Source organism: Sphingomonas sp. PP-CE-1A-559, assembly GCF_004340965.1.
GTDB lineage: Bacteria > Pseudomonadota > Alphaproteobacteria > Sphingomonadales > Sphingomonadaceae > Sphingomonas.
In genome coordinates this window covers 84,735-106,095 of record NZ_SLYA01000007.1, presented here as the reverse complement: position 1 = coordinate 106,095, position 21,361 = coordinate 84,735, and the positions used below count along the sequence as shown (strand labels likewise).

Here is a 21,361-nt window from a genome sequence, read left to right as displayed (position 1 = left end):
ATTTGTATTTTCGTCGCCTACCAATTCCTCAAACCGGCGCACTCGCGGCGGCGGAGAGTGGTCTGCGCCTGTTGACTCAGGCCGCGATAGAGAAGCGGTCGACGAGGTCACGGACGCCTACGACACAGTCGGCTGGCTGGTGAAGAACGTCCTGGCCAACACCGGCAAGGTCGGCATGTGGGGCGTGTCATACCCCGGTTTCGCCGCCGCAGTGGCGCTGGCGAACCCGCATCCGGCGCTGAAGGCGGTCTCCCCGCAAGCGGCGTGGATCGATTACTGGCAGTCGGACGACCTGCACCGCAACGGCGCGCTGCGGCTGAGCTATGCGACCGACTGGGTGTCGTCGCTGCAACTCGACAAGACGAAGAATTCCGACTTCGCGTATCCGAGCGATACGTACGACTATTTCCTGAAGGCCGGCTCGGCGGAGGCGATCGATCGGACCGTGTTCAAGGGGCGGGTGCCGATGTTCACGTCGCTGCTCGATCACCCCAATCACGACGCGTTCTATACTGCGCAACGCTGGACCGATTCGCTCGGCAAGACGACCGTGCCGACGCTGAACGTCGCCGGGTTCTGGGATCAGGAGGATCCGTGGGGCTCGTGGCAGATTTACGCCAAGCAGAAGCGCAACGATCCGAACCACCTGGCGCAGATGGTGGCGGGGCCGTGGCGGCATGGTGGGTGGCAGGGCGTGGCGGATCATCTCGGGCCGATCGCACTCGGGACGGCGAGCGGCACGCAGTTCCAAGAGCAAATCCAGGCACCGTTCTTCGCATATTGGCTACACGGCAAGGGCCCGCGGCCGGACTTTGCGGCCAAGATGTTCCAGTCGGGGTCGAACGTGTGGAAGACCTATGCCGCCTGGCCTCCGATGGGCGCGAAGGCGACGGAGCTGTATTTGCGTGCGGACGGTAGCCTGTCGTTCACCGCGCCGGCCGCTGGCGAGGCATGTCGCGACTACGTGTCCGATCCGGCGAACCCGGTGCCGTTCCGTCGGCGACCGATGTCGGCGACGTATGCCAGCCCGGACTGGGCGTGGTGGGAGGCGGACGATCAGCGCTTCGTCGATCACCGGCCCGATGTTCTGGGGTATGTGTCGGAGCCTTTGACTGCCGACCTGACGGTGACGGGGGCGCTGTCGGCCACGTTGCAGGCATCGACCAGCGGGACCGACAGCGATTTCGTGGTGAAGCTGATCGATGTGCTGCCCGACGATACCGAGTCGATGACGGGGCGTAGCCTTCAGCCAGGCGACTATGCCCGGACGCTCAACGGGTATCAGTTGCCGATCGCGATGGAAGTGCGGCGAGGGCGGTTCCTGGCGAGCGATACGGCGCCACAGCCGTTGGTGCCGGGGAAGGTGGTCGCGTGGGACGTGCCGCTGCGTGACCACGATCATGTGTTCAAGGCGGGGCACCGGATCATGGTGCAGATCCAGTCGAGTTGGTTCCCGATGATCGACCGCAACCCGCAGTCGTTCGTGCCGAACATCGGGCGGGCGAAGGCGGGCGATTACGTGAAGGCGACGCAGAAGGTTTGCGTAGGCTCGCGGATTACGTTGCCGGTCATGCGCTAGGGTCTGCGGACAGCTGCCCACCCCGGCGGAGGCCGGGGCCCAGTTGGAAAGGTCGCGGTAACGGAGCGCGGTCCTTCGTTATTACCGTCCCCCAACTGGGCCCCGGCCTCCGCCGGGGTGGTGCTCTCTGGCGTCCAGATCAGTTCTTCATCCGCCAGCCGGTCTTGAAGATCCAGGCGATCGCGATCAGGCACACGGCAAGGAAGCCCGCCGTCACCGCGAGGCTCACCCCGACCGCGACGTCGCCTACCCCGAAGAAGCTCCAGCGGAAACCGCTCACCAGGTACACGACCGGGTTGAACAGGCTGAAAGTCCGCCAAGGCTGGGGCAGCATGTCGATCGAGTAGAATGCGCCGCCGAGGAAGGTCAGCGGCGTGATCAGCAGCGCGGGGACGAAGTTCAACTGCTCGAAGCCGTTGGCCCACACGCCGATGATGAACCCGAACAGGCTGAACGCGACCGCGGTGAGGATCAGGAAGGCGATCATCGCGAAGGGGTGTTCGATGCGAAGTGGCACGAAGAACGAGGCGGTGGCGAGGATGATCAGCCCGAGGATCACCGACTTGGTGGTCGCAGCGCCGACATAGCCGATCACCATCTCCATCGCCGAGACGGGCGCCGACAACAGCTCGTAGATCGTGCCGGTGAATTTGGGGAAGTAGATGCCGATCGACGCGTTCGAGATGCTCTGCGTGAGCAGCGACAGCATGATCAGGCCGGGGACGATGAAGCTGCCGTAACTGACGCCGCCGACCTGCTGCATCCGGCTGCCGATCGCACCGCCGAAGACGATGAAATATAGCGAAGTAGTCAGGACGGGGGTGACGAGGCTCTGCCACAGGGTGCGCAGCGCGCGCGCCATTTCGAAGCGGTAGATCGCCCAGATGCCGTGAGTGTTCATGCGCGTTCTCCGACGAGATCGACGAAGATGTCTTCGAGGCTCGATTTGCTGGTTTCGAGGTCCTTGAAGCCGATGCCGAGTTCGCTGAGTTTGCGAAGAAGCGACGGGATTCCGGTGTGGTCGGCCTGTGCGTCGAACACGTAGCGCAAGCGCTTGCCGTCGTCTTCCAGCGACAGGTCCCACTCCGCCAGTTCGGCGGGAATCGCCGTCATCGGGTCCTGGAGGGCGATGTCGAGTTCGCGCTTGCCGAGCTTCTTCATCAGCGACGCCTTGTCGTCGACGAGGAGCAGCTTGCCCTTGTTTATGACGCCGACGCGGTCGGCCATTTCCTCGGCTTCCTCGATGTAATGCGTCGTCAGGATGATCGTCGTGCCGCCTTCACGCAGGCGGTGGACGAGCTTCCACATGTCGCGGCGTAGTGCCACGTCGACGCCCGCGGTGGGCTCGTCCAAGAAGAGGATTTCGGGTTCGTGCGCGAGCGCCTTGGCGATCAGGACGCGCCGTTTCATGCCGCCGGAGAGTTCGCGGATCTTGGCATCGCGCTTGTCCCAGAGCGAGAGGTCGCGCAGCACCTGTTCGATGTACGCGCTATGCCCCGAACGGCCGAACAGGCGGCGGCTGAAGGTGACGGTGGCGAGCACCGTCTCGAACATGTCGACGTTGAGTTCCTGGGGCACGAGTCCGATGCGGCTGCGCGCCTGCTTATAGTCGCGGATGGCGTCGTATCCGGCGACCTTGATCGTGCCGGCGGACGGCGTGACTATGCCGCAGATGATGCTGATGAGCGTCGTCTTGCCCGCGCCGTTGGGGCCGAGGAGGGCGAAGATCTCGCCCTTCTGGATGTCCAGATCGACGGGGTGGAGGGCTGTGGTGCCACTCTTATAGGTCTTGGTGACGCCCGCGATGGACAGGATCGGTTCGGTCATTGGCACCCCTTTTTGTGAGGGGAAGATGGGGGTGGTGGGAGGTGAATGATAGGCCTTCCCGCGCCTTCTTGTTCTCCCGCGAAGGCGGGAGCCCAGACTGGGTCCCCGCCTTCGCGGGGAAACAAGGAGGGCCGTTAGCCGGCGCGGGCGGCTGCTACCGCTTTTTGCAGGTCTTCGAGCGGCAACGCGCCCGACAGGACTCGGTCGCCTACCACCCAGCTTGGCGTGCCGGTCATGCCGAGTTTGGCGGCAGTTTCCATGTTCTTCGCTATTTCGGCGTCGGCGGTTTTCGTGAAGCTGGCCTGCGTCACGTCGACCCCGGCCTTGCCCGCAGCCGCTGCAATCGAAGCGTCGCTGACCGGGCCGCCGGCGTAGAGCGCGTCGTGGAAGGTGGCGAACTTGCCCTGTTGTGCGGCGGCGAGGCTGGCGCGCGCGGCGATGCGGCTTTCGGCGCTGAGGATCGGGAGTTCGCGAAAGACCACGCGGACCTTGGGGTCGGCGGCGATCAGCTTGGCGATCATCGGCAGGCTCGCGCGGCAATATCCGCAATTGTAATCGAAATACTCGACCAGCGTGACGTCGCCCTTGGGGTTGCCGGCCCAGGCGCTGCCGAACGGGGTGACGATCGCGTCGCGGTTGGCGGTGACGGTCTTGCCCGACTCGCGGTCGCGCAGTTTCTCCATCGCCTCGGGAAGGATCTCGGGATGCGCCAGGACATAGTCGTGGACAATCGATTCGACCTGCGCGCGCTCGACGCCGCCGCCCTGGCGGTCGAAACCCCAGACCGCGAGGCCTCCGATGACGGCGCCCGCGACCGCGATCGCCGGGAATGTAAGTTTGCTCATTTGCGGCGCTTATACTGCTTGGGATTGTCGTCCATCTCGTTCTGCGCGGCCATCGCGATATCCTGTGCGCGGATCCAGTCGGTGGTGTTGGCCGGTATGTTCGCGAGCGCATATTGCGCGCTCGCCGACGCGGTCCTCATGTCGCCGCCCATGCTCGCACGTTCGGCGGTGGCGAGCGCGGCGCGCGCGGTATCGCCGGTCAGTTCGTAGACGGTGCCGAGCTGCATCCAGGCGAACGGGTTCTGGTCGTCGCGGCCGACCGCGGTGCGCAGGACCCTGGTCGCCTCGGGGTAGTTCGCCTTGTTCTCGGTAGCGATCAGCGCGTGGCCGAAGGTGGTGGCGATCAGCGGGTTATTGCGCGAACCCTCCGTGGCTTCGCGCAGGGGGATGAGCGACTCGGTCGGCTTGCCCGCTTCGAGCAGGATCTGGCCCTTGATCTCGAGGAAATAAGGATCGGTCGGCTCGGCCTTTACCAGTGCGTTGGCTTCGGCGTCGGCTTTCTCGGGGTAGCCGGCTTTGTGATACGCGTAGGCGCGGGCGTAGTGGGCGTAGATCGACTGGTTGCTGGGCGGGTAGGCTTGGAGCGTCTGGTCAGCGGGCATGACGTAGCCGGCGAGCTTGGCCTTCACGCGGCGGAAGCGTTCCTCGAGCGCGGCGTCGGGTTTGTTGGCCCAGGCGGGCGAGGCTTGCAGGTCCGCGGTGAGCGTCGCGACGCGCTCGCCGGAGAGCGGATGCGACTGCATGAACGGATCGATGTTGGCGGTGCCGAAGCGGTATTCCTGCTGCTGCAGTTTCTTGAAGAAGCTGAGCATGCCGCGGCCGGAGACGTTCGCCTCGCGCAGGAACTTGGCGCCGGTGGCGTCTGCGGTCGATTCCTGGACGCGGCTGAACGAGAGGTAGCTGCCCATCGCCGCCTGCTGGCCCGCCGCCATGATGCCGGCGCCTGCTTCGCCGCTGCCGGCCGCCATCGCGGCGAGGCCGAGGACCATCGAGAGCAGGTACATGCCCATTGCGGGCTTGGTGCCGCGATCAGCGAGGACGACGTGGCCGTCGGCGATGTGGCCGAGCTCGTGCGCGATGACGCCCTGGACTTCGTTGGCGTTGTCGGCCGCCTGGATGAGGCCAGAGTGGACGTAGACGGTCTGGCCGCCGGCGACGAACGCGTTGATCGAGTCGTCGTTGATGAGGACGACCTTCACGTCGCGCGTCGAGAGCCCGGCCGCCTTGATCAGCGGGTTGGACATCTCCGCAAACATGGTTTCGGTCTCGGCGTCGCGGAGAATCGACTGGGCCTGGAGGGGCGTCGTCCAGAGGAGGAGGGCGGTGGCTGCGGCGGCTACTAGACGCTTCATATTACGGGGTATCGTCGATTGGGGGCGGGGGGGCAATGGTCGTGCGGTCGTGCGGTCGGGCGTGCGGTGGAGCGAAGTATAGGAAGTGCAGACGCTGGGGGCGGTTTTGCGGTTGGTTGGGGGTGTGGGTGGCATTGGGGGAGGGGAGCAGGGTTTGGGTGTGTAGGACAGGGGTTTGAGGGGGGCATTACGGGTTGCTACGCCGGCTGTCGGCCACTTCCCCGGCTATCGGTTTCCTCCCTGGCTATCAGGGCACCACCCCGGCGGAGGCCGGGGTCCAATTGGGGGACCGGGCTAACTGAGGGTGGCGCTTCGTTATTGACACCTTTCCAATTGGGCCCCGGCCTTCGCCGGGGTGGTGTTGGGTCGGGGGGAGTTCGGCGTGCGTCACTACGGCGTTAGAACACAAACCTCGCGTCGCTCTTCTGTCTTGTTCTCCCGCGAAGGCGGGAGCCCAGTCTGGGTCCCCGCCTTCGCGGGGAAACATACTTTTGTCGGATGGAGCGTTTCACCGGTAGCTTCGGCGCTTTCCCACAAACGAAAACGGGCGCGGCCTTTCGGTCGCGCCCGTTCTTTGGTCTCAGCGTCCGGGGTTAGCCGAAGGTGCGCTGCCACCAGCCGCGGCGGGGGGCGCCGTCGGGGTCGTCGTTGGCGCCGTCATCGGTACGGGGGGTCGCGACGTCCTGGGGCTGGACTTCGGCCTTAGGCGGGGTGGTTGCGATCGGCTCGACGAGCGGTTCGCTGGTCGGGGCGGCGTCGCCGGCTTCGACGATCGGCGTCTTCCGCGGACGACCGCGGGGCTTGGCGACCTTGACGGGTGCTTCCTCGACGACCGCCTCTTCAACCGCTGGCGCTTCGGCCACCGCATCCGACGCCTTGCGACGCGCACGCTTGGGCTTCGGCGCCGACGCTTCGATGGTCTCGGCGGGCGTTGCGCTCACCTCGTCCATCGTCGCCTCTGCAACGGCTTCGCGGCGGCGACGACCGGGCTTTGGTGCAGCCGGCTCGGCCGCGACGGGCTCCGGAGCGATCGGCGCCGGAACCACTGGCTCCGGTGCAACCGTCTCGGCGTCCGCTTCGACCGCGCGTGGCTTGCGGCCACGGCGAGCCTTGGGGGCTGCATCGGCCACCGCCTCGGCGATGTTCGCCGCTGCGGCTGCCGCACGGGCACGTGGACGACGGCGCATCTTCGGACCCTCGGCGACTTCCGCCACCGGAGTTTCCTCGACGGCGGCCTCGAACGCGGGCTCGTAAGGCGGCTCGGCATAGGTCGACTCGACCGGCTCGTACGCTTCCGGCTCTGGAGCCTCGGCGATCAGCTGGGCGTCGTCGACACTGCTGACGGCGACCGACTGGCCGTTCTCGGCGCCCTGCTCGTTGCGGCGACCGCCACGACGTCCCCGACGACCGCGACGACGGCGGCCTTCGCCCTCTGCGCCGCCCGAATGCTCGACACCCTGCTCGGATGGCGCACCAGCCGAGACCATTTCGCCACCGCCGACTTCGACGATGTCGCCCTCGACCTCGTCGATCTCCTCGACGTTGGTGTCGGCGTCCTCGAACGTGCCGTCCTCGTTGACGCCCTCTGCTGCACCTTCCTCACCGGGACGTGCACGACCGCGACGACCGCGACGACGGCGGCGCTTCTTGCCGGCTTCACCGTCTGCATCGCGACCGTTTTCACGCGGCGCACGCTGCTCGCCATTGCCCTCGCGAGCTTCACGACGGCGCGGCTGCTCGGCCTCGGCCTCCTCGACCTCTTCTTCCTCGATCTCGTCCTCGATCTCCTCGGGGAGGTCGTCCTCGTCTTCCTCGATGATCTGGACGAACTTCGGGGCGTGCGCCGGCGGCGGGCCACTGGCCTCGACCGTCATGTGCGCGCCTTCCTCGTCCTGGCCGGGGATGATCTCGACGATCACGCCGTAGCGATCCTCGATCTCGGCGATGTCGGCGCGCTTGCGGTTGAGGATGTAGACCGCCGCTTCCTGGCTCGCGCGCAGGGTGAGCAGCGAACCGCGACCGCGGGCGGCCTCGTCCTCGATGAGGCGAAGCGCGGAGATGCCCGACGACGATGCGGTGCGAACGAGGCCCGTGCCCTCGCAATGCGGGCAGGCGCGCGTCGATGCTTCGAGCACGCCGGTGCGCAGGCGCTGGCGGCTCATTTCCATCAGGCCGAACGACGAGATGCGGCCGATCTGGATGCGCGCGCGATCGTTCTTGAGCGCCTCCTTCATCGCCTTCTCGACCTTACGGACGTTGGAATTGTTATCCATGTCGATGAAGTCGATGACGACGAGCCCGGCCATGTCGCGCAGGCGAAGCTGGCGGCCGATTTCCTGGGCGGCCTCGAGGTTGGTCGCGGTCGCGGTCTGCTCGATGCTGTGCTCGCGGGTCGAACGGCCGGAGTTGATGTCGATCGAGACGAGCGCCTCGGTCGGGTTGATGACGAGGTAGCCGCCCGACTTCAGCTGGACGACGGGATGGTACATCGCGGCAAGCTGATCCTCGACGCCGGCGCGCTGGAACAGCGGCACGGGGTCGGCGTAATGCTTGATGCGCCGCGCGTGCGTCGGCATCAGCAGGCGCATGAACTCGCGCGCCTGGCGATAGCCGTCCTCGCCCTCGACGATGACCTCTTCGATTTCCTTGTTGTAGATGTCGCGGATCGCGCGCTTGATCAGGTCGCTGTCGCCGTAGACGAGCGCGGGGGCCGATGCCTTGAGCGTGGCCTCGCGGATCCCATCCCACAGGCGGGCGAGGTAATCGAAGTCGCGCTTGATCTCGACCTTCGAGCGCTGGAGACCCGCGGTGCGGACGATGCAGCCCATCGACGGCGGCAACTGCATGTCGGCCATGATCGTCTTGAGGCGCTTGCGATCGCCCGCGTTCGAGATCTTCCGCGAGATGCCGCCGCCGTGCGACGTGTTCGGCATGAGCACGCAGTAGCGGCCGGCGAGGCTCAGATACGTGGTCAGCGCCGCGCCCTTGTTGCCGCGCTCCTCCTTGACGACCTGGACGAGCAGCACCTGACGGCGATGGATCACGTCCTGGATCTTGTAACGACGGCGCAGGTTCATGCGACGCTCGCGCAGATCCTCGACCGCGGCATCGTCGGCGCTCGGCTTGCGTTTCCGTCGCGGGGCTTCGCCGGATTCGCCGCCCTCGAGTTCTTCGGCGACGTCGGGGTCTACACCGCCATCGTCCTCGAAGCGCTCGATGTCGTCCTCGTCGTCACCCTCGTCCTCGTCCGAATCGTAGTCGGCGCGCAGGGCGGCTTCCTCGGCGGCGTGCTCGGCTTCCTCACGGAGCAGCGCGTCGCGATCTTCCTTGGGGATCTGGTAGTAATCGGGGTGGATTTCGCTGAACGCGAGGAAGCCGTGGCGATTGCCGCCGTAATCGATGAACGCCGCCTGGAGCGACGGCTCGACCCGCGTGACCTTGGCGAGGTAGATATTGCCCTTGAGCTGCTTGCGTTCGGCACTCTCGAAATCGAATTCCTCGATCCGGTTACCCTTGACGACTGCGATCCGGGTCTCTTCCCGGTGGCGTGCGTCGATCAGCATGCGCGTTGTCATTATAGATTCTCCGCGCGCGCGCCGGGCCTGTCGGCAGCCGTCGCGCGCTTGATGGTGGTGCGGTCGGGCACGGACGCCCGGACTCGCGGATGGTATGCGAAACTGCCTCTGCGCGAAGTGCATGCCGCGGGAACTCTCCCTGCGGCGCCCGCACGACCGCGAGTCCGTCGGCGAAGGCCGGTCGGAGTGCGGGGCGGGGGGAATGCGTCATTCGAGCGTCAACCTGAATTGCCGCGCCGGCGAGAATCCGCTGGCGGGCGTCGAGACCGGCGCGTCGCTGGTAAAATCCAGGCGACACACGGCTGTACGACAGGACTAGCACTGCATACCCGATCTCGCAACTAGCCCCGGAACCGCGCTTTCGTGGGCGTTTCGGCTCGAATTAGGGGCAGCGAGGCGCAGACTTGCCGGGGCGGCAGAGCCTTGCCGGCAAATACATGGCAAACGGCAAATTAACCGCACTGCGCAACCGCGTCTTGTGATGCGAGGCGCTATCGCTCGCTCACAGAGATCGGATGTATCGATCAAAGGGGTGTAGCATGGGTTTTCGCTGGACCGGCGGCAGGGCCGCACGGCAAGGACGCGGGGTGTTGACGGTCATCGCCCTCATCGCCGGCTGGCTGGCGAGCGTCCCCGCCTGGGCGGCGACCGTGCAGAGCGTCGCGATCAGGGACGGGCGGATCGTCATCCGCTTCGACGAGGCGGTCGGCGATGCCGCCAGCCGCGTGCTGACCGGCCCGCGCCAGATCGCGGTCGACGTGTCGGGCGCTACGCCGGGGCGGGAGGTCATGGGGCGCGGTCTGGTGACTGGCGTGACGCAGATGCGCAGCGGGCGGTCAGGGATGCGGATGGTGTTCGATCTGGCCGAGCCGGCGATCGTCACCGATGGCGGGTTCGACTCCGACGGCCGCGAGCTGACGCTCGCGTTGCGTACGGTCGATTACGACCAGTTCGCGGAAGCCGGGATCGCCGGGCCGTTGAACTTCTTCCCGTTCAATTTCGGCGCGGCGTCGCGGCCCAAGTACAAGGTGTCGGTGCCGGTGCCGCCCAAGGCGCGGGGCATGAAACTGCCACGCGTGCAGGGCGACGATACAAGGCCGCTGGTGGTGATCGACGCGGGGCATGGCGGCGTCGATCCGGGTGCGATCGGGCCGAACGGGCTGCGCGAGAAGGACGTGACGCTGAAGGTCGCGAAGGCGATCCGCGACGAGTTGCTCGCATCGGGGCGCGTGCGCGTGGCGCTGACGCGGAACGACGACCGCTACCTGATTTTACGCGAGCGGTATGGGGTTGCGCGGCGGCTGAAGGGTGACCTGTTCATCTCGATCCACTGCGACAGCACTGGGTCGGAGAACGCGACCGGGGCGACGGCGTACACACTGTCCGAGGTGGCGTCGGACAAGGAAGCCGCTCGGCTGGCGGCGCGCGAGAACAAGGCGGACGTGATCTCCGGCGTGAACCTCGGCGAGGCGCCCGCGGACGTGTCGTCGATCCTGATCGACCTGACGCAGCGCGAGACGATGAACGCCTCGGCGACGTTTGCACGACTGCTCGGGCGCGAGGCGAAACCGTTGATGCCGTTGAAGGCGAACTTCCACCGGATGGCGTCGCTGATGGTGCTGAAGGCGCCCGACATGCCGTCGATCCTGTTCGAGACGGGGTATATCTCGAACCCACAGGACGCGGCGTTCCTGGATAGCGAAGAGGGGCGGCACCGGATCGCGGAGAGCGTCACGCGGGCGGTGGAGGTGCATTTCGCGCGGCGGATGGCGGCGCGGTAGATTTGGGTTGGCGGGTCGAGTCAGCCCGCCTTTATTCTCTGTTTTCCTGCGCACGCAGGAATCCAGGATCAAGCAGAACGACGCCGTCCGGCATGCGAGACTCCTGGGCTCCTGCTTTCGCAGGAGAACGATCGGGTTTGAGAGACTCGCTCGTCACGGTCGATACGGTTTCCTCACGCCCCACATCATGCCACAAGTCGCCAGAATTGCTTTGAGGCTGACCAGATGACCGACGCGACGCGGGGCGTAACCGAGACGGGCCCCGAGACCAGCATGCGCGAGCTGACGTTTCGCGGGATCGTGCTCGGCGGGATCATCACGCTGCTGTTCACCGCGGCCAACGTCTATCTCGGGCTCAAGATCGGGCTGACGTTCGCGACGTCGATCCCGGCCGCGGTGATCTCGATGGCGGTGCTGCGATTGTTCAAGGATTCGACGATCCTCGAGAACAACATCGTCCAGACGATCGCGTCCGCCGCGGGGACGCTGGCGGCGATCATCTTCGTGCTGCCGGGCCTTGTGATGATCGGCTGGTGGCAGGGCTTTCCGTTCTTCACCACCGCGGCGATCACGATGTTCGGCGGCGTGCTCGGCGTGCTGTTCTCGGTGCCGCTGCGCCGTGCGCTCGTCGTCGACACGGTGTTGCCGTACCCTGAGGGCCGCGCGGCCGCCGAGGTGCTGAAAGTCGGCGCGGGTAGTCGCGAAGGCGGCGAGGAGAGTGCGCGCGGGCTCGGCATCATCGTCGCCAACGCGGTCGTCTCGGCCGGGTTCGCGATCCTGACGCAGACCAAGCTCGCCGCTGCGGAGGCCGCGACGTGGTTCCGCGTCGGCGCGGGTGCGACCGGGATCTCGGGCGGACTGTCGTTCGCGTTGCTGGGGGCCGGGCATCTGGTCGGTATCTCGGTCGGCATGGCGATGTTCGCGGGCGTGGTGATCGGCTGGTGGATCCTGCTGCCGATCCTGACCTCGGGTGGCGGCGTCACCGGTACCGCGGAAGTGATCGCCAACACCGTGTTCCGCTCGGACGTCCGCTTCTTTGGCGCAGGCGTGATCGGCGTCGCGGCGATCTGGACGTTGTTGAAGATCGCCGGGCCGGTGGTTGGCGGCGTCCGTTCGGCACTCGCGGCATCGGCAGCCAAGCGCGGCGGGGAGATCCTTGCAATCGAGGAGCGCGACATTCCGATCGGGATCGTCGGGATCGGCTCGCTGGCAATGCTGGTGCCGATCGGCATCCTGCTCTGGACCGTGTTGCAGGGCGGTCCGCTGGAGGCGTCGGCGGTCGGGCTGATCGCGGGGAGCCTCGTATTCATCCTCGTCATCGGCCTCGTGATCGCGGCAGTGTGCGGGTACATGGCGGGGCTGATCGGTGCGTCGAACTCGCCGGTGTCGGGGATCGGCATCCTCGCCATCCTCGCGGCGTCGATCCTGCTCGTGTCGTGGTTCGGCCGCGCGGTCGAGCCGGGGACGACGCAGGCGCTGGTTGCTTACGGCCTGATCGTGACGGGCATCGTGTTCGGCATCGCGACGATCTCGAACGACAATCTGCAGGATCTGAAGACGGGGCAGCTGGTCGGTGCGACGCCGTGGAAGCAGCAGGTCGCGTTGCTGATCGGCGTGGTGTTCGGCTCGATCGTCGTGCCGCCGGTACTCAATCTGCTGGGAAGCACGCTCGGGTTTGCCGGTGCGCCGGGGGCGGGGGCGAATGCGCTGGCGGCGCCTCAGGCGGCGTTGATCTCGGCGCTCGCGAAGGGCGTGCTGGGGGGCAATCTCAACTGGGCGATGATCGGCTATGGCGCGATTACCGGCGTAGTCGTGATCGCGGTCGACGAGCTGCTCGGCAAGGCGGGGAAGCTGCGGTTGCCGCCGCTGGGCGTTGGGCTCGGCGTGTATCTGCCGATGTCGGTGACGTTGCCGGTGACGATCGGGGCGGTCGTGGGGTTTGCGTATGATCGCTGGGCGGATCGGGCTCGGGATCCTGAGTTGGCCAAGCGGATGGGCGTGCTGACCGCGACGGGGATGATCGTCGGGGAGTCGCTGTGGGGCGTTGGCTTTGCGGGGATCGTGTATCTGACCAACAAGGAGACGCCGTTGGCGCTGGTTGGGGATGGGTTCGCGAGCGTGGCGCTGGTTGGCGGGACGGTGTTGTTCGCAGTGCTGACCTGGGTGATGTACCGGCGGACTATGGCGGCTGCGCGCTAGGCGCGTGCCCTCACCCTTCCCACCCGGCAAGCGCCGGGCGGGCCCCTTCCCTCTCCCCCGAGGGGAGAGGGGGAGAAAGTTTGTTTCCCCGCGAAGGCGGGGATCCAGACTGGGCTCCCGCCTTCGCGGGAGAACAAGGCCCGCTCCCGTTCGTGCTGAGTAGAGACCGAGTAGCCGCTCTTGCGGCGTATCGAGGGCTCGTATCGAAGCATGGGTTCCGCGCGCCAACCTGTCCTTCGATACGCCCTCTCGATACGCTGCAAGAGCAGCTACTCGATGGCTACTCAGGACGAACGGAAGAAGGAGAGCGCCTGCTCGATTGAGCGACGCCCCCCTCACTTCATCGCAGCAAGCATGTCCTTGATCGGCACGAACGCGAAGCCCACCGAGCTATCCGCGATCCCGTACGGCATGAAGATCGTATCGCCATGCTTCAACGCGCCGCAGCTGTAGACGACGTTGGGCACATACCCCTCGCGGTCCTGGTCCTTCGCCGCCAAAATCGGCTGGCTCGTGCGCCCGATCACCTTCGACGGATCGTCCTTGTCGAGCAGCACCGCGCCGATCGAATATTTGCGCATCGCGCCGACGCCGTGCGTCAGCAGCAGCCAGCCCTCGTCGAGTTCGATCGGCGGACCGCAATTGCCGATCTGCACCAGCTCCCACGGATATTCCGGCGTCAGGATCTTCTCGCCGTCGTCCCAGTCGGTCAGCGTGTCCGACTTGAGCAGGAACAGATTCTCGCCGTCCTGCCGGCCGATCATCATGTACTGGCCGTTCACCTTCCGCGGGAACAAGGCCATGCCCTTGTTGCGCGCAGCGGGGCCGGTCATCGGCACGAGGTCGAACGCGCGGAAATCGCGGGTGCGCATCAGTTCGGACTGGATCACCGAGCCATTATACGCGGTGTAGGTGCCGATCCACTCATAGTCGCCGTCGTCATGCTGGAAGCGGACGATGCGGAGATCCTCGAGGCCCTTCGACTGCGCCTGCGTGATCGGGAAGATCACCGTGCCGCTTAGCGTGCTGTCGCGGTGGCGATAGACGGTGACGGGGCCGATCGGCATCTCGTCCTCGCCGCTGCCGACCGCATCGGTCGCGGTCGCGAACGGGGGTTCCGGCGCAAGCTTCATCTGGTTTTCGCAGGTGATGATGCCCTCGCGGAACGCCACCGACGAGATGTGACCCTCGCCGACCGCGCGCAGCGACATCAGGATACGCATCGAGCCCGGCGGCATGCCCGACTGGTCGAAATGCGGCACCGCGCTGGGGTTCATCAGCGCGGCGGCGGCATAGCTGTATTCGTGGCAGAAATACGCGCCGATCAGCTGGCGCTTCTCGTCGCCGATCTCCGCGCCGTTCAGCCCGAGCATGTCCTCGATCTGATCGTAGCGCGTCATGAACACGCGGCGCGTCTGCCAGTGGCGTGCCTCGAAATCCTTCAGCACGACCTCGAGCTGCGCGCGCGCCTGTGCGGGCGACATCTCCAGCACTTCGCCGACGAGCCGCTCCGTGCGGCTTGGTGCGCCGCCATGACCGCCCCAGGCGATATGGAACGGCCGCACGACGACACGCGAAGGGTCCGCGTGCAGCCGCAGCTGGTGGTTGAACAGATCCATCGTAGCAGTGCCCCGCGTCGTTCCACTCAGCGCACCGTCGCCTGTCAGGCTGTCTCTAGCGTGGCTAGGCGACGACGCGCGCCGCTCCTGCCACGCTTTGCGCTGCCTTTGATACCCCTGAAATCGCACAACTTGCGAGTTGGAGCGCCAAAATCGACTCGGCACCCTGGTTTCGGTTGAGCCCGGTCGGCATCAAACCGTCATAGCAGCCGCCGTCCGCGACACTGGCCAGCGGCAGGTCGAGGTCGTTGACGCCGAGGAACCAGCCGTACGCGCGCAACGCCTCGTCACGCCAGCGCACGTCGCCGGTCGCGTCATAGGCCGCGGCGCACGCATCGACCGTGGCCTGCGCCTCGAGCGGCTGCTGGTCGAACTGCAACGGCTCGGCATAGGGCCGGTTGAAGCTCTCCGACCCGACCGCGCGGAAGCGACCCTCAGGCGAGGTCTGCTTGGCGACGATCCAGTCGAGCGTGGCGAGGCCACAGTCGATCAGGTCCTGACGCCCGAGCGCCTGGCCTGCCCGGATCAGCGCCTGCGGAAGGCGCGTATTGTCGTAGGCAAGGACGATCTCGAACCACTGCCACTCGGGACGGCGGGCCTTGGCGAGCAGGTCGAGATGGACCTTGGGGAAGGCTTCGAGGATCGACAGCGACAGCTGGTGACCGGGCTTGGCCTCCAGCATCGCCGCCGCGCCGAGCATCGCGAACGCCTGGGCACGCAAGGAGCCGAGTTCGAGCGCCATCGACGCGGTGGAATCGAACATCGCGGTCGCCCAGTCGCGGTGCTTGGCGGCCTGCGCATCGCGCGCGGTAACGCCGAGCGACCAGAGCGTGCGGCCGTTCGAATCTTCCGAGCCCGAATCCTCGCACCAGGTGCGATCGAAGTTCATGAAGTTGCGGAAGCGGCGCGTGTCCGGGTTCCAGGCATACTGCACGAACGACGCGTAGATCGTCATCCACTTGTCGCGGGTGACGTCGTCGAGATCGGGCAGCGCGCTCATCAGCATCAGCGCGCGGCAATTGTCGTCGATGCAATAGCCGTGACGACGATCGGGGATCGAATAGATCGAATGTTGGAGCATGCCGGTCGAATCGCTCATCCGCTCGACCGCGGCGAAATCAGGCGTCAGCTGCTTCAGCGGGGCTGGCACCTTGGCGAGGCGAAAAGGGCGCGCCGCCACGATCGCACGGATCTCCGTCATCATCGCCTCGGCGAGCTTCGGCCAGATCATCGTGCGGCCACGCGCATAGGCACGCTCGGCGAGACGGTTGCGATCGCGGTCGTTCGACATCAGCGCGTCGATCTCGCGCGCGAACGCGTCGACATCGCCGAATGGGACGAGCACGCCGTGACCATCCGCAAGAATCTCGGTCGCATGCACGTACGGCGTCGAGATGACGGGCTTGCCGACGCCGATCGCGTAGCTGAGCGTGCCCGACGTGATCTGCGCGGGGTTGGTGTACGGCGTCACATAGACGTCCGCCGCCTGTAGATAATCGAGCAGTTCGCCATGCTCGAGGAAGGCATCGACGAACGAGACGTTGTCGGCGACGCCCTTCTCGGCAGCGAGCGCCTTCAGCTTGTCGCGGTACTTCTCGCCTTCGTACGCGACGAGGTTCGGGTGGGTCGCGCCGAGCACGACGTACAGCAGGTCGGGATGCTTCGCGATTACCGTGGGCAGTGCGTTGATGACCGTCTCGATCCCCTTGTTGGGGGCGAGCAGGCCGAACGTCAGCATGACCTTCCGGCCTTCCCAGCCGAACTTGTCCTTCAGCGCGGCGGGATCGAGCAGGTCGCGATCGGGCACGCCGTGCGGAATCATGACGATCTGGCGCGAATTGGCGCCGTAGACGCGTTGAAGGATATCGCGGCCACGCTCGGCCATGACGACCACGCGGGCAGCGCGACGCAACAGTCCTTCGAGCACGCGGCGCTCATCGGCGTTGGGCTTTTCGAGGATTGTGTGTAGCGTGACGATGACCGGCAGCGTCGTGCGATCGAGCAGTGCGAGGATGTGCTCGCCTGCCGGGCCGCCGAAGATGCCATATTCATGCTGGAGCCAGATCGCCTGTGCGCCGCTGGCCTCGATCTTGCGCGCGGTGTCGATATAGGCCGACAGCTCGGGCTCGGGGATCGTGCCGGTGACTTCGGGCGGATAGTCGTATTTGCCGGGGTGATCGTCCATCGCGTAAACGTCGACCGCGATCTCGGGAAAGCGCGCGCGCATGGCCGTGAAAACGTCGGTCGTGAAGGTGGCGATCCCGCACTGCCTCGGCAGAAAATTACCGATCAGCGCCAGTCGCGCGATATTCCCACCGTCCGCCGGTTTCACCATACCCTGTCCCTCGTTTGAGCGCGCACTTCTGGGAAAACCCGGTCGCGCATCCATTTGAACGGTTCAGGTAGCATAAAGTTTCATCACATACTGCAGTGCAGCACGGGAATAATATCAATCGAAATCAAACCCATATTTCGCGTCGTCGTCCTGGGCCCTCAACCGCGGCCGCGATACGAGGCGACCCCCTGGTCCGGCAGCCACAGATCTTGCGGCGGTGCACTCGATTGCCAGAACACGTCGATCGGGATTCCGCCGCGCGGATACCAATAGCCGCCGATGCGCAGCCACACCGGCTTCATCTCGTCGAACAGCCGCTCGCCGATGCCGACGGTGCAATCCTCGTGGAACCCGGCATGGTTGCGGAAGCTGCTCAGAAAGAGTTTCAGCGACTTGGATTCGACGATCGTCTCGCCGGGAACGTAATCGATGACGAGGTGCGCGAAGTCGGGCTGGCCGGTGACGGGGCACAGCGACGTGAACTCGGGTGCCGCGAACCGCACCAGATACGTGCGACCCGGTCGCGGGTTCGGAACATAATCGAGCACGGCCTCTTCTGGAGAGGCGGGGAGGGCACTGTTCTGGCCGAGATGCAATGGGTTCTGGGGAGCGGTCATGTGCCGCCATGTAGGATGCGATGACGCGCAAGAAAACCACACTCGTACCGATCCTCGGCGACCAGCTCACGATCGACCTTGCCTCGTTGCGGGACTGTGATCCTGAAACCACGATCGTGCTGATGATGGAGGTTGAAGAGGAGACGACTTATGTCCGTCACCACAAGCGCAAGATCGCGTATATCCTGTCGGCGATGCGGCATCATGCCGAGGCGCTGCGCGAAGCGGGGTGGACGGTCGAATACACGCAGATCGACGACCCCGATAATGCCGGTAGCTTCACCGGCGAGATCGCGCGCGCGGTCGAGCGGCATGACCCGGAGCGGATCGTCGTGACCGAGGGCGGCGAATGGCGCGTGATGGCGATGCTCGAAAGCTGGGAGACGCTGTTCGGCATCCCCGTCGAGATCCGCAGCGACGACCGCTTCCTTGCCAGTCATGCCGATTTCGAAACGTGGGCGGCGGAACGCAAGTCGCTGACGATGGAATGGTTCTACCGCCAAATGCGGACGCGCACCGGGCTGTTGATGACCGCCGGCAAGCCGGAGGGCGATCGCTGGAACTTCGACAAGGAGAACCGCAAGCCCGCCAAGAACGACCTGCTGATGCCGCGCCCGCTGGTGTTCGTGCCGGACGCGATCACGCAAGGTGTGCTGGCGCTGGTGGCCGAGCGGTTCGCGGATCATCCCGGGAGCCTCGACGGGTTCGAGTACGCCGTGACCGCGAAGGATGCGGAGCGACAGGCGACGAATTTCTTCAAGCACGCGCTAGCGCAGTTCGGGGATTACGAGGACGCGATGCTCACCGGCGAGCGGCATCTGTGGCACTCGATCCTGTCGCCGTACATCAATTCGGGGCTGCTGGATCCGCTCGACCTGTGCCGGCGCGCGGAGGCGGAATATCGCGCCGGTCGGGCGCCGCTGAACGCGGTCGAGGGGTATATCCGCCAGATCATCGGCTGGCGCGAATATATGCGCGGGATCTACTGGCGCGAGGGGCCGGACTATGTCGAGCGCAACTTCCTCGACCATCACCGCGAGCTGCCGGGCTGGTACTGGACCGGCGAGACTGACATGCACTGCCTGCGCGAGGCGATCGGCCAGACGCTGGAGACGGCGCACGCGCATCACATCCAGCGGCTGATGGTGACGGGCAATTTCGCGCTGCTGATCGGCGCGGACCCGGCCAAGGTGCACCTCTGGTATCTGGAGGTGTATGTCGACGCGTACGAGTGGGTCGAGCTGCCCAACACGCTGGGGATGAGCCAGTTCGGCGATGGCGGGCTGCTCGGGTCGAAGCCGTATGTTTCGTCGGGCGCGTATATCGACCGGATGTCCGATTATTGCGGGACCTGCCGCTACAACGTGAAGCAGCGGATCGGGCCCGATGCGTGCCCGTTCAACGCGCTCTATTGGGATTTCCTCGCGCGGCACGAGGACAAGCTCGGGCGCAATAACCGGCTGGCGATGCCGTATCGCAACTGGGCGAAACAGTCCGAGGCGGACCGCGAGGCGACGCGTGCGCAGGCGGCGGGGTTCCTCGCCTCCCTCGACGCGAGCGGCCCGGCTGGCTACTGACCGCACGAGCACAAGGAGCGGCATATGGACGCGTTGGTAAGCACCGAATGGCTGGCGAACGAACTGGGCGCGAACGATCTTAGGATCGTCGATGCGACCTATGCCGAGGGTCGCGATGCGGCGGCGGAGTATGATGCGGCGCATATCCCCGGCGCGGTGTTCATGAACCTGAGCGAGTTGCGCGATACCGACAGCGACCTGCCCAACACGCTGCCGTCGGCGGAGAAATTCGCGAGCCGGATGCAGACGCTGGGCTTGGGCGATGGCAGCCGGATCGTGCTGTACGACAGCTCGCCCTGGCATACGGCGGCGCGCGCGTGGTGGTTGCTGCGGCTGTTTGGTGCGCACAACGTCGCGATCCTCGATGGCGGGCTCGCCAAGTGGCGGGCCGAGGGGCGCGAGATCGCGACGGGGAAAGAGACGCCGCGGCATCGTCACTTCACGACCTGGGCGGACCTGAAGGGCGTGCGCGATCTCGACCAGATGAAGGCGAACGTCGCAAGCGGGGCGGAGCAGGTGCTCGACGCGCGTTCGGCGACGCGCTTCACCGGCGTGGAGGAAGACCCGCGCCCGGGCACCGCGCCGGGGCATATTCCGGGCTCGAAGAACCTGCCGCAAGGCGCGGTGTTCAACGCGGACGGGACGTGGAAGACCGGCGACGCGTTGAAGGCCGAGTTCGACAAGGCGGGCATCGACCTGGCGAAGCCGATCGTGATGACCTGCGGCTCGGGCATCACCGCGTCGGTGCTCGCGTACGGCGCGCACCTGCTCGGTAACGACGCGGCGCTGTACGACGGCAGTTGGTCCGAATGGGGCGGCGATCCCGAGACACCAAAGGCGACAGGCATAGCATGAGCGACACGAACAAGCCGGTCGGCGACGCGACCAAGGTCGTCCTCGCGGGCCGTCGCCCGGAATGGACTCAAGGTATCGTCAGCCCGCCGGTCTGGCGCGCCTCGACGATACTCTATGATTCGGTCGGCCACCTCCGCGATAGCGCCACGCGCGATACGCATCACCGGCTGTTTTACGGGCGCAAGGGCACGCCGACGCAGTGGAGCCTCGCCGACGCGCTGACCTCGCTCGAGCCCGGCGCGGAAGGCACGTTTCTCTATTGCTCCGGCGTCGCGGCGATCGCGGCGGCGTTGCTGTCGGTGCTGTCGCCCGGCGACGAACTGTTGCTGGTCGACAGCGCCTATGACCCGACGCGCGGGATGGCGGGCGGGCTGCTCAAGCGGTTCGGGATCACCACGCGCTATTACGACCCGATGATCGGCGCGGGCATCGCCGACCTGATCGGCGACAACACGCGGGCGATCTTCATGGAAAGCCCCGGATCGCTGAGCTTCGAGGTGCAGGACGTCCCCGCGATCGTTGCCGCGGCGAAGGCGAGGGGGGTGACGACGTTGCTCGACAACACCTGGGCCACTCCGCTGTTCTTCCCCGCGATCGAGCGCGGCATCGACCTGACGATCCTCGCCGGCACGAAGTACGTCGTCGGCCATTCGGACGTCATGCTCGGCTCGGTCACCGCCGCGCCCGGCCATTTCAAGAAACTGCGCGAGACTAGCTTCCAGCTCGGCCAGGTCGCCAGCCCCGATGATTGCTGGCTCGGCAGCCGCGGCCTGCGCACGATGGCGGTCCGCCTCGCACAGCATCAGTCGAGCGCGCTGACCATCGCGAACTGGCTCAAATCGCGCCCCGAAGTCGCACAGGTGCTCCACCCCGCACTCCCCGATTGCCCCGGCCACGACCTGTTCGTCCGCGACTTCAAGGGTTCCAGCGGCCTGTTTTCGTTCGTCCTGAACGGCGGTGACGAAGCGTCCCGCGCCGCGCTGATCGACACCCTGCAACTGTTCGGCATCGGCTATAGCTGGGGCGGTTTCGAAAGCCTCGCCATCCCTGCCGACCCGCATCGCCACCGCAGCATCACCAAGCGCGACGCCGCAGGCCCGATGGTCCGGCTCCAGATCGGCCTCGAAGACCCCGCCGACCTGATCGCCGATCTCAAAGCCGGGCTCACTGCCTTCTCTGCAGCGCGGACCTAGACGATTT

The 21,361-nt window shown here is 66.0% G+C and carries 14 protein-coding genes; 6 read left to right on the top strand and 8 right to left on the bottom strand.

Annotated elements, in window-relative coordinates:
• A partial coding sequence (locus tag C8J42_RS16795; RefSeq protein WP_133020979.1) for a CocE/NonD family hydrolase occupies positions 1-1,579 on the top strand: 1,579 nt, incomplete at its 5' end.
• Between the two features lie 139 nt (positions 1,580-1,718).
• Here C8J42_RS16795 and C8J42_RS16790 read toward each other — a convergent pair.
• The 5 genes from C8J42_RS16790 to C8J42_RS16770 all read right to left on the bottom strand — a co-directional run bounded on the left by C8J42_RS16790 (position 1,719) and on the right by C8J42_RS16770 (position 9,178).
• A complete protein-coding gene (locus tag C8J42_RS16790) occupies positions 1,719-2,480 on the bottom strand; it encodes an ABC transporter permease (RefSeq protein WP_133020978.1) in 762 nt (253 codons plus the stop codon).
• Positions 2,477-3,406: an ABC transporter ATP-binding protein gene (locus C8J42_RS16785; RefSeq protein ID WP_133020977.1), complete on the bottom strand. Its 930-nt coding sequence runs from the start codon at positions 3,404-3,406 to the stop codon at positions 2,477-2,479. The genes C8J42_RS16790 and C8J42_RS16785 overlap by 4 nt, the downstream gene beginning before the upstream one ends.
• A gap of 134 nt (positions 3,407-3,540) precedes the next feature.
• Positions 3,541-4,251: a DsbA family protein gene (locus tag C8J42_RS16780; protein ID WP_133020976.1), complete on the bottom strand. Its 711-nt coding sequence runs from the start codon at positions 4,249-4,251 to the stop codon at positions 3,541-3,543.
• Complete coding sequence (locus C8J42_RS16775) at positions 4,248-5,603, bottom strand: M48 family metalloprotease (RefSeq protein ID WP_133020975.1); 1,356 nt, start codon at positions 5,601-5,603, stop codon at positions 4,248-4,250. The genes C8J42_RS16780 and C8J42_RS16775 overlap by 4 nt, the downstream gene beginning before the upstream one ends.
• 593 nt (positions 5,604-6,196) lie before the next feature.
• Positions 6,197-9,178: a ribonuclease E/G gene (locus tag C8J42_RS16770; protein ID WP_243644541.1), complete on the bottom strand. Its 2,982-nt coding sequence runs from the start codon at positions 9,176-9,178 to the stop codon at positions 6,197-6,199.
• A 539-nt stretch (positions 9,179-9,717) separates the two neighbouring features.
• Here C8J42_RS16770 and C8J42_RS16765 point away from each other — a divergent pair.
• Positions 9,718-10,959, top strand: a complete 1,242-nt coding sequence (locus C8J42_RS16765; protein WP_133020974.1) for an N-acetylmuramoyl-L-alanine amidase — start codon at positions 9,718-9,720, stop codon at positions 10,957-10,959.
• Between the two features lie 225 nt (positions 10,960-11,184).
• Positions 11,185-13,158 carry an oligopeptide transporter, OPT family gene (locus tag C8J42_RS16760; RefSeq protein WP_243644538.1) on the top strand — a complete coding sequence of 658 codons (1,974 nt, stop codon included), beginning with the start codon at positions 11,185-11,187 and terminating at the stop codon, positions 13,156-13,158.
• Between the two features lie 335 nt (positions 13,159-13,493).
• Here the strand turns inward: C8J42_RS16760 and C8J42_RS16755 are convergent, their stop codons facing one another.
• The 3 genes from C8J42_RS16755 to queF all read right to left on the bottom strand — a co-directional run bounded on the left by C8J42_RS16755 (position 13,494) and on the right by queF (position 17,729).
• The gene (locus C8J42_RS16755) at positions 13,494-14,777 is read right to left on the bottom strand and encodes a glycoside hydrolase family 130 protein (RefSeq protein ID WP_056065833.1); all 1,284 of its coding nucleotides are present in this window, start codon (positions 14,775-14,777) and stop codon (positions 13,494-13,496) included.
• Between the two features lie 64 nt (positions 14,778-14,841).
• Complete coding sequence (locus C8J42_RS16750; RefSeq protein ID WP_133020973.1) at positions 14,842-17,112, bottom strand: glycosyltransferase family 4 protein; 2,271 nt, start codon at positions 17,110-17,112, stop codon at positions 14,842-14,844.
• Positions 17,113-17,270: 158 nt separating this feature from the next.
• The gene (gene queF, locus C8J42_RS16745) at positions 17,271-17,729 is read right to left on the bottom strand and encodes a preQ(1) synthase (protein WP_056411723.1); all 459 of its coding nucleotides are present in this window, start codon (positions 17,727-17,729) and stop codon (positions 17,271-17,273) included.
• Positions 17,730-17,749: 20 nt separating this feature from the next.
• On the opposite strand from queF, the gene C8J42_RS16740 reads away from it, so the two are divergent.
• The 3 genes from C8J42_RS16740 to metC are packed head-to-tail and all read left to right on the top strand — an operon-like array spanning position 17,750 to position 21,354.
• On the top strand, positions 17,750-19,306 hold the full coding sequence (locus tag C8J42_RS16740) for a cryptochrome/photolyase family protein (RefSeq protein WP_133020972.1): 1,557 nt from the start codon (positions 17,750-17,752) through the stop codon (positions 19,304-19,306).
• Positions 19,307-19,330: 24 nt separating this feature from the next.
• Positions 19,331-20,161 (top strand): sulfurtransferase, encoded by an 831-nt coding sequence (locus tag C8J42_RS16735; RefSeq protein ID WP_133020971.1) that lies wholly within the window; start codon positions 19,331-19,333, stop codon positions 20,159-20,161.
• A complete protein-coding gene (gene metC, locus C8J42_RS16730) occupies positions 20,158-21,354 on the top strand; it encodes a cystathionine beta-lyase (protein ID WP_133020970.1) in 1,197 nt (398 codons plus the stop codon). Before C8J42_RS16735 ends, metC begins: the two co-directional genes overlap by 4 nt.
• Positions 21,355-21,361 lie beyond the last annotated feature (7 nt).

What these genes read in the sequence shown, in the direction of transcription:
- C8J42_RS16740 (WP_133020972.1), top strand. Translation starts at nt 17,750, where the DNA reads ATGACGCGCAAGAAAACCACACTCGTACCGATCCTCGGCGACCAGCTC.
- C8J42_RS16790 (WP_133020978.1), bottom strand. Translation starts at nt 2,480, where the DNA reads ATGAACACTCACGGCATCTGGGCGATCTACCGCTTCGAAATGGCGCGC.
- C8J42_RS16755 (WP_056065833.1), bottom strand. Translation starts at nt 14,777, where the DNA reads ATGGATCTGTTCAACCACCAGCTGCGGCTGCACGCGGACCCTTCGCGT.
- C8J42_RS16765 (WP_133020974.1), top strand. Translation starts at nt 9,718, where the DNA reads ATGGGTTTTCGCTGGACCGGCGGCAGGGCCGCACGGCAAGGACGCGGG.
- C8J42_RS16775 (WP_133020975.1), bottom strand. Translation starts at nt 5,603, where the DNA reads ATGAAGCGTCTAGTAGCCGCCGCAGCCACCGCCCTCCTCCTCTGGACG.
- C8J42_RS16750 (WP_133020973.1), bottom strand. Translation starts at nt 17,112, where the DNA reads ATGGTGAAACCGGCGGACGGTGGGAATATCGCGCGACTGGCGCTGATC.
- C8J42_RS16770 (WP_243644541.1), bottom strand. Translation starts at nt 9,178, where the DNA reads ATGACAACGCGCATGCTGATCGACGCACGCCACCGGGAAGAGACCCGG.
- C8J42_RS16735 (WP_133020971.1), top strand. Translation starts at nt 19,331, where the DNA reads ATGGACGCGTTGGTAAGCACCGAATGGCTGGCGAACGAACTGGGCGCG.
- C8J42_RS16760 (WP_243644538.1), top strand. Translation starts at nt 11,185, where the DNA reads ATGACCGACGCGACGCGGGGCGTAACCGAGACGGGCCCCGAGACCAGC.
- metC (WP_133020970.1), top strand. Translation starts at nt 20,158, where the DNA reads ATGAGCGACACGAACAAGCCGGTCGGCGACGCGACCAAGGTCGTCCTC.
- C8J42_RS16780 (WP_133020976.1), bottom strand. Translation starts at nt 4,251, where the DNA reads ATGAGCAAACTTACATTCCCGGCGATCGCGGTCGCGGGCGCCGTCATC.
- queF (WP_056411723.1), bottom strand. Translation starts at nt 17,729, where the DNA reads ATGACCGCTCCCCAGAACCCATTGCATCTCGGCCAGAACAGTGCCCTC.
- C8J42_RS16785 (WP_133020977.1), bottom strand. Translation starts at nt 3,406, where the DNA reads ATGACCGAACCGATCCTGTCCATCGCGGGCGTCACCAAGACCTATAAG.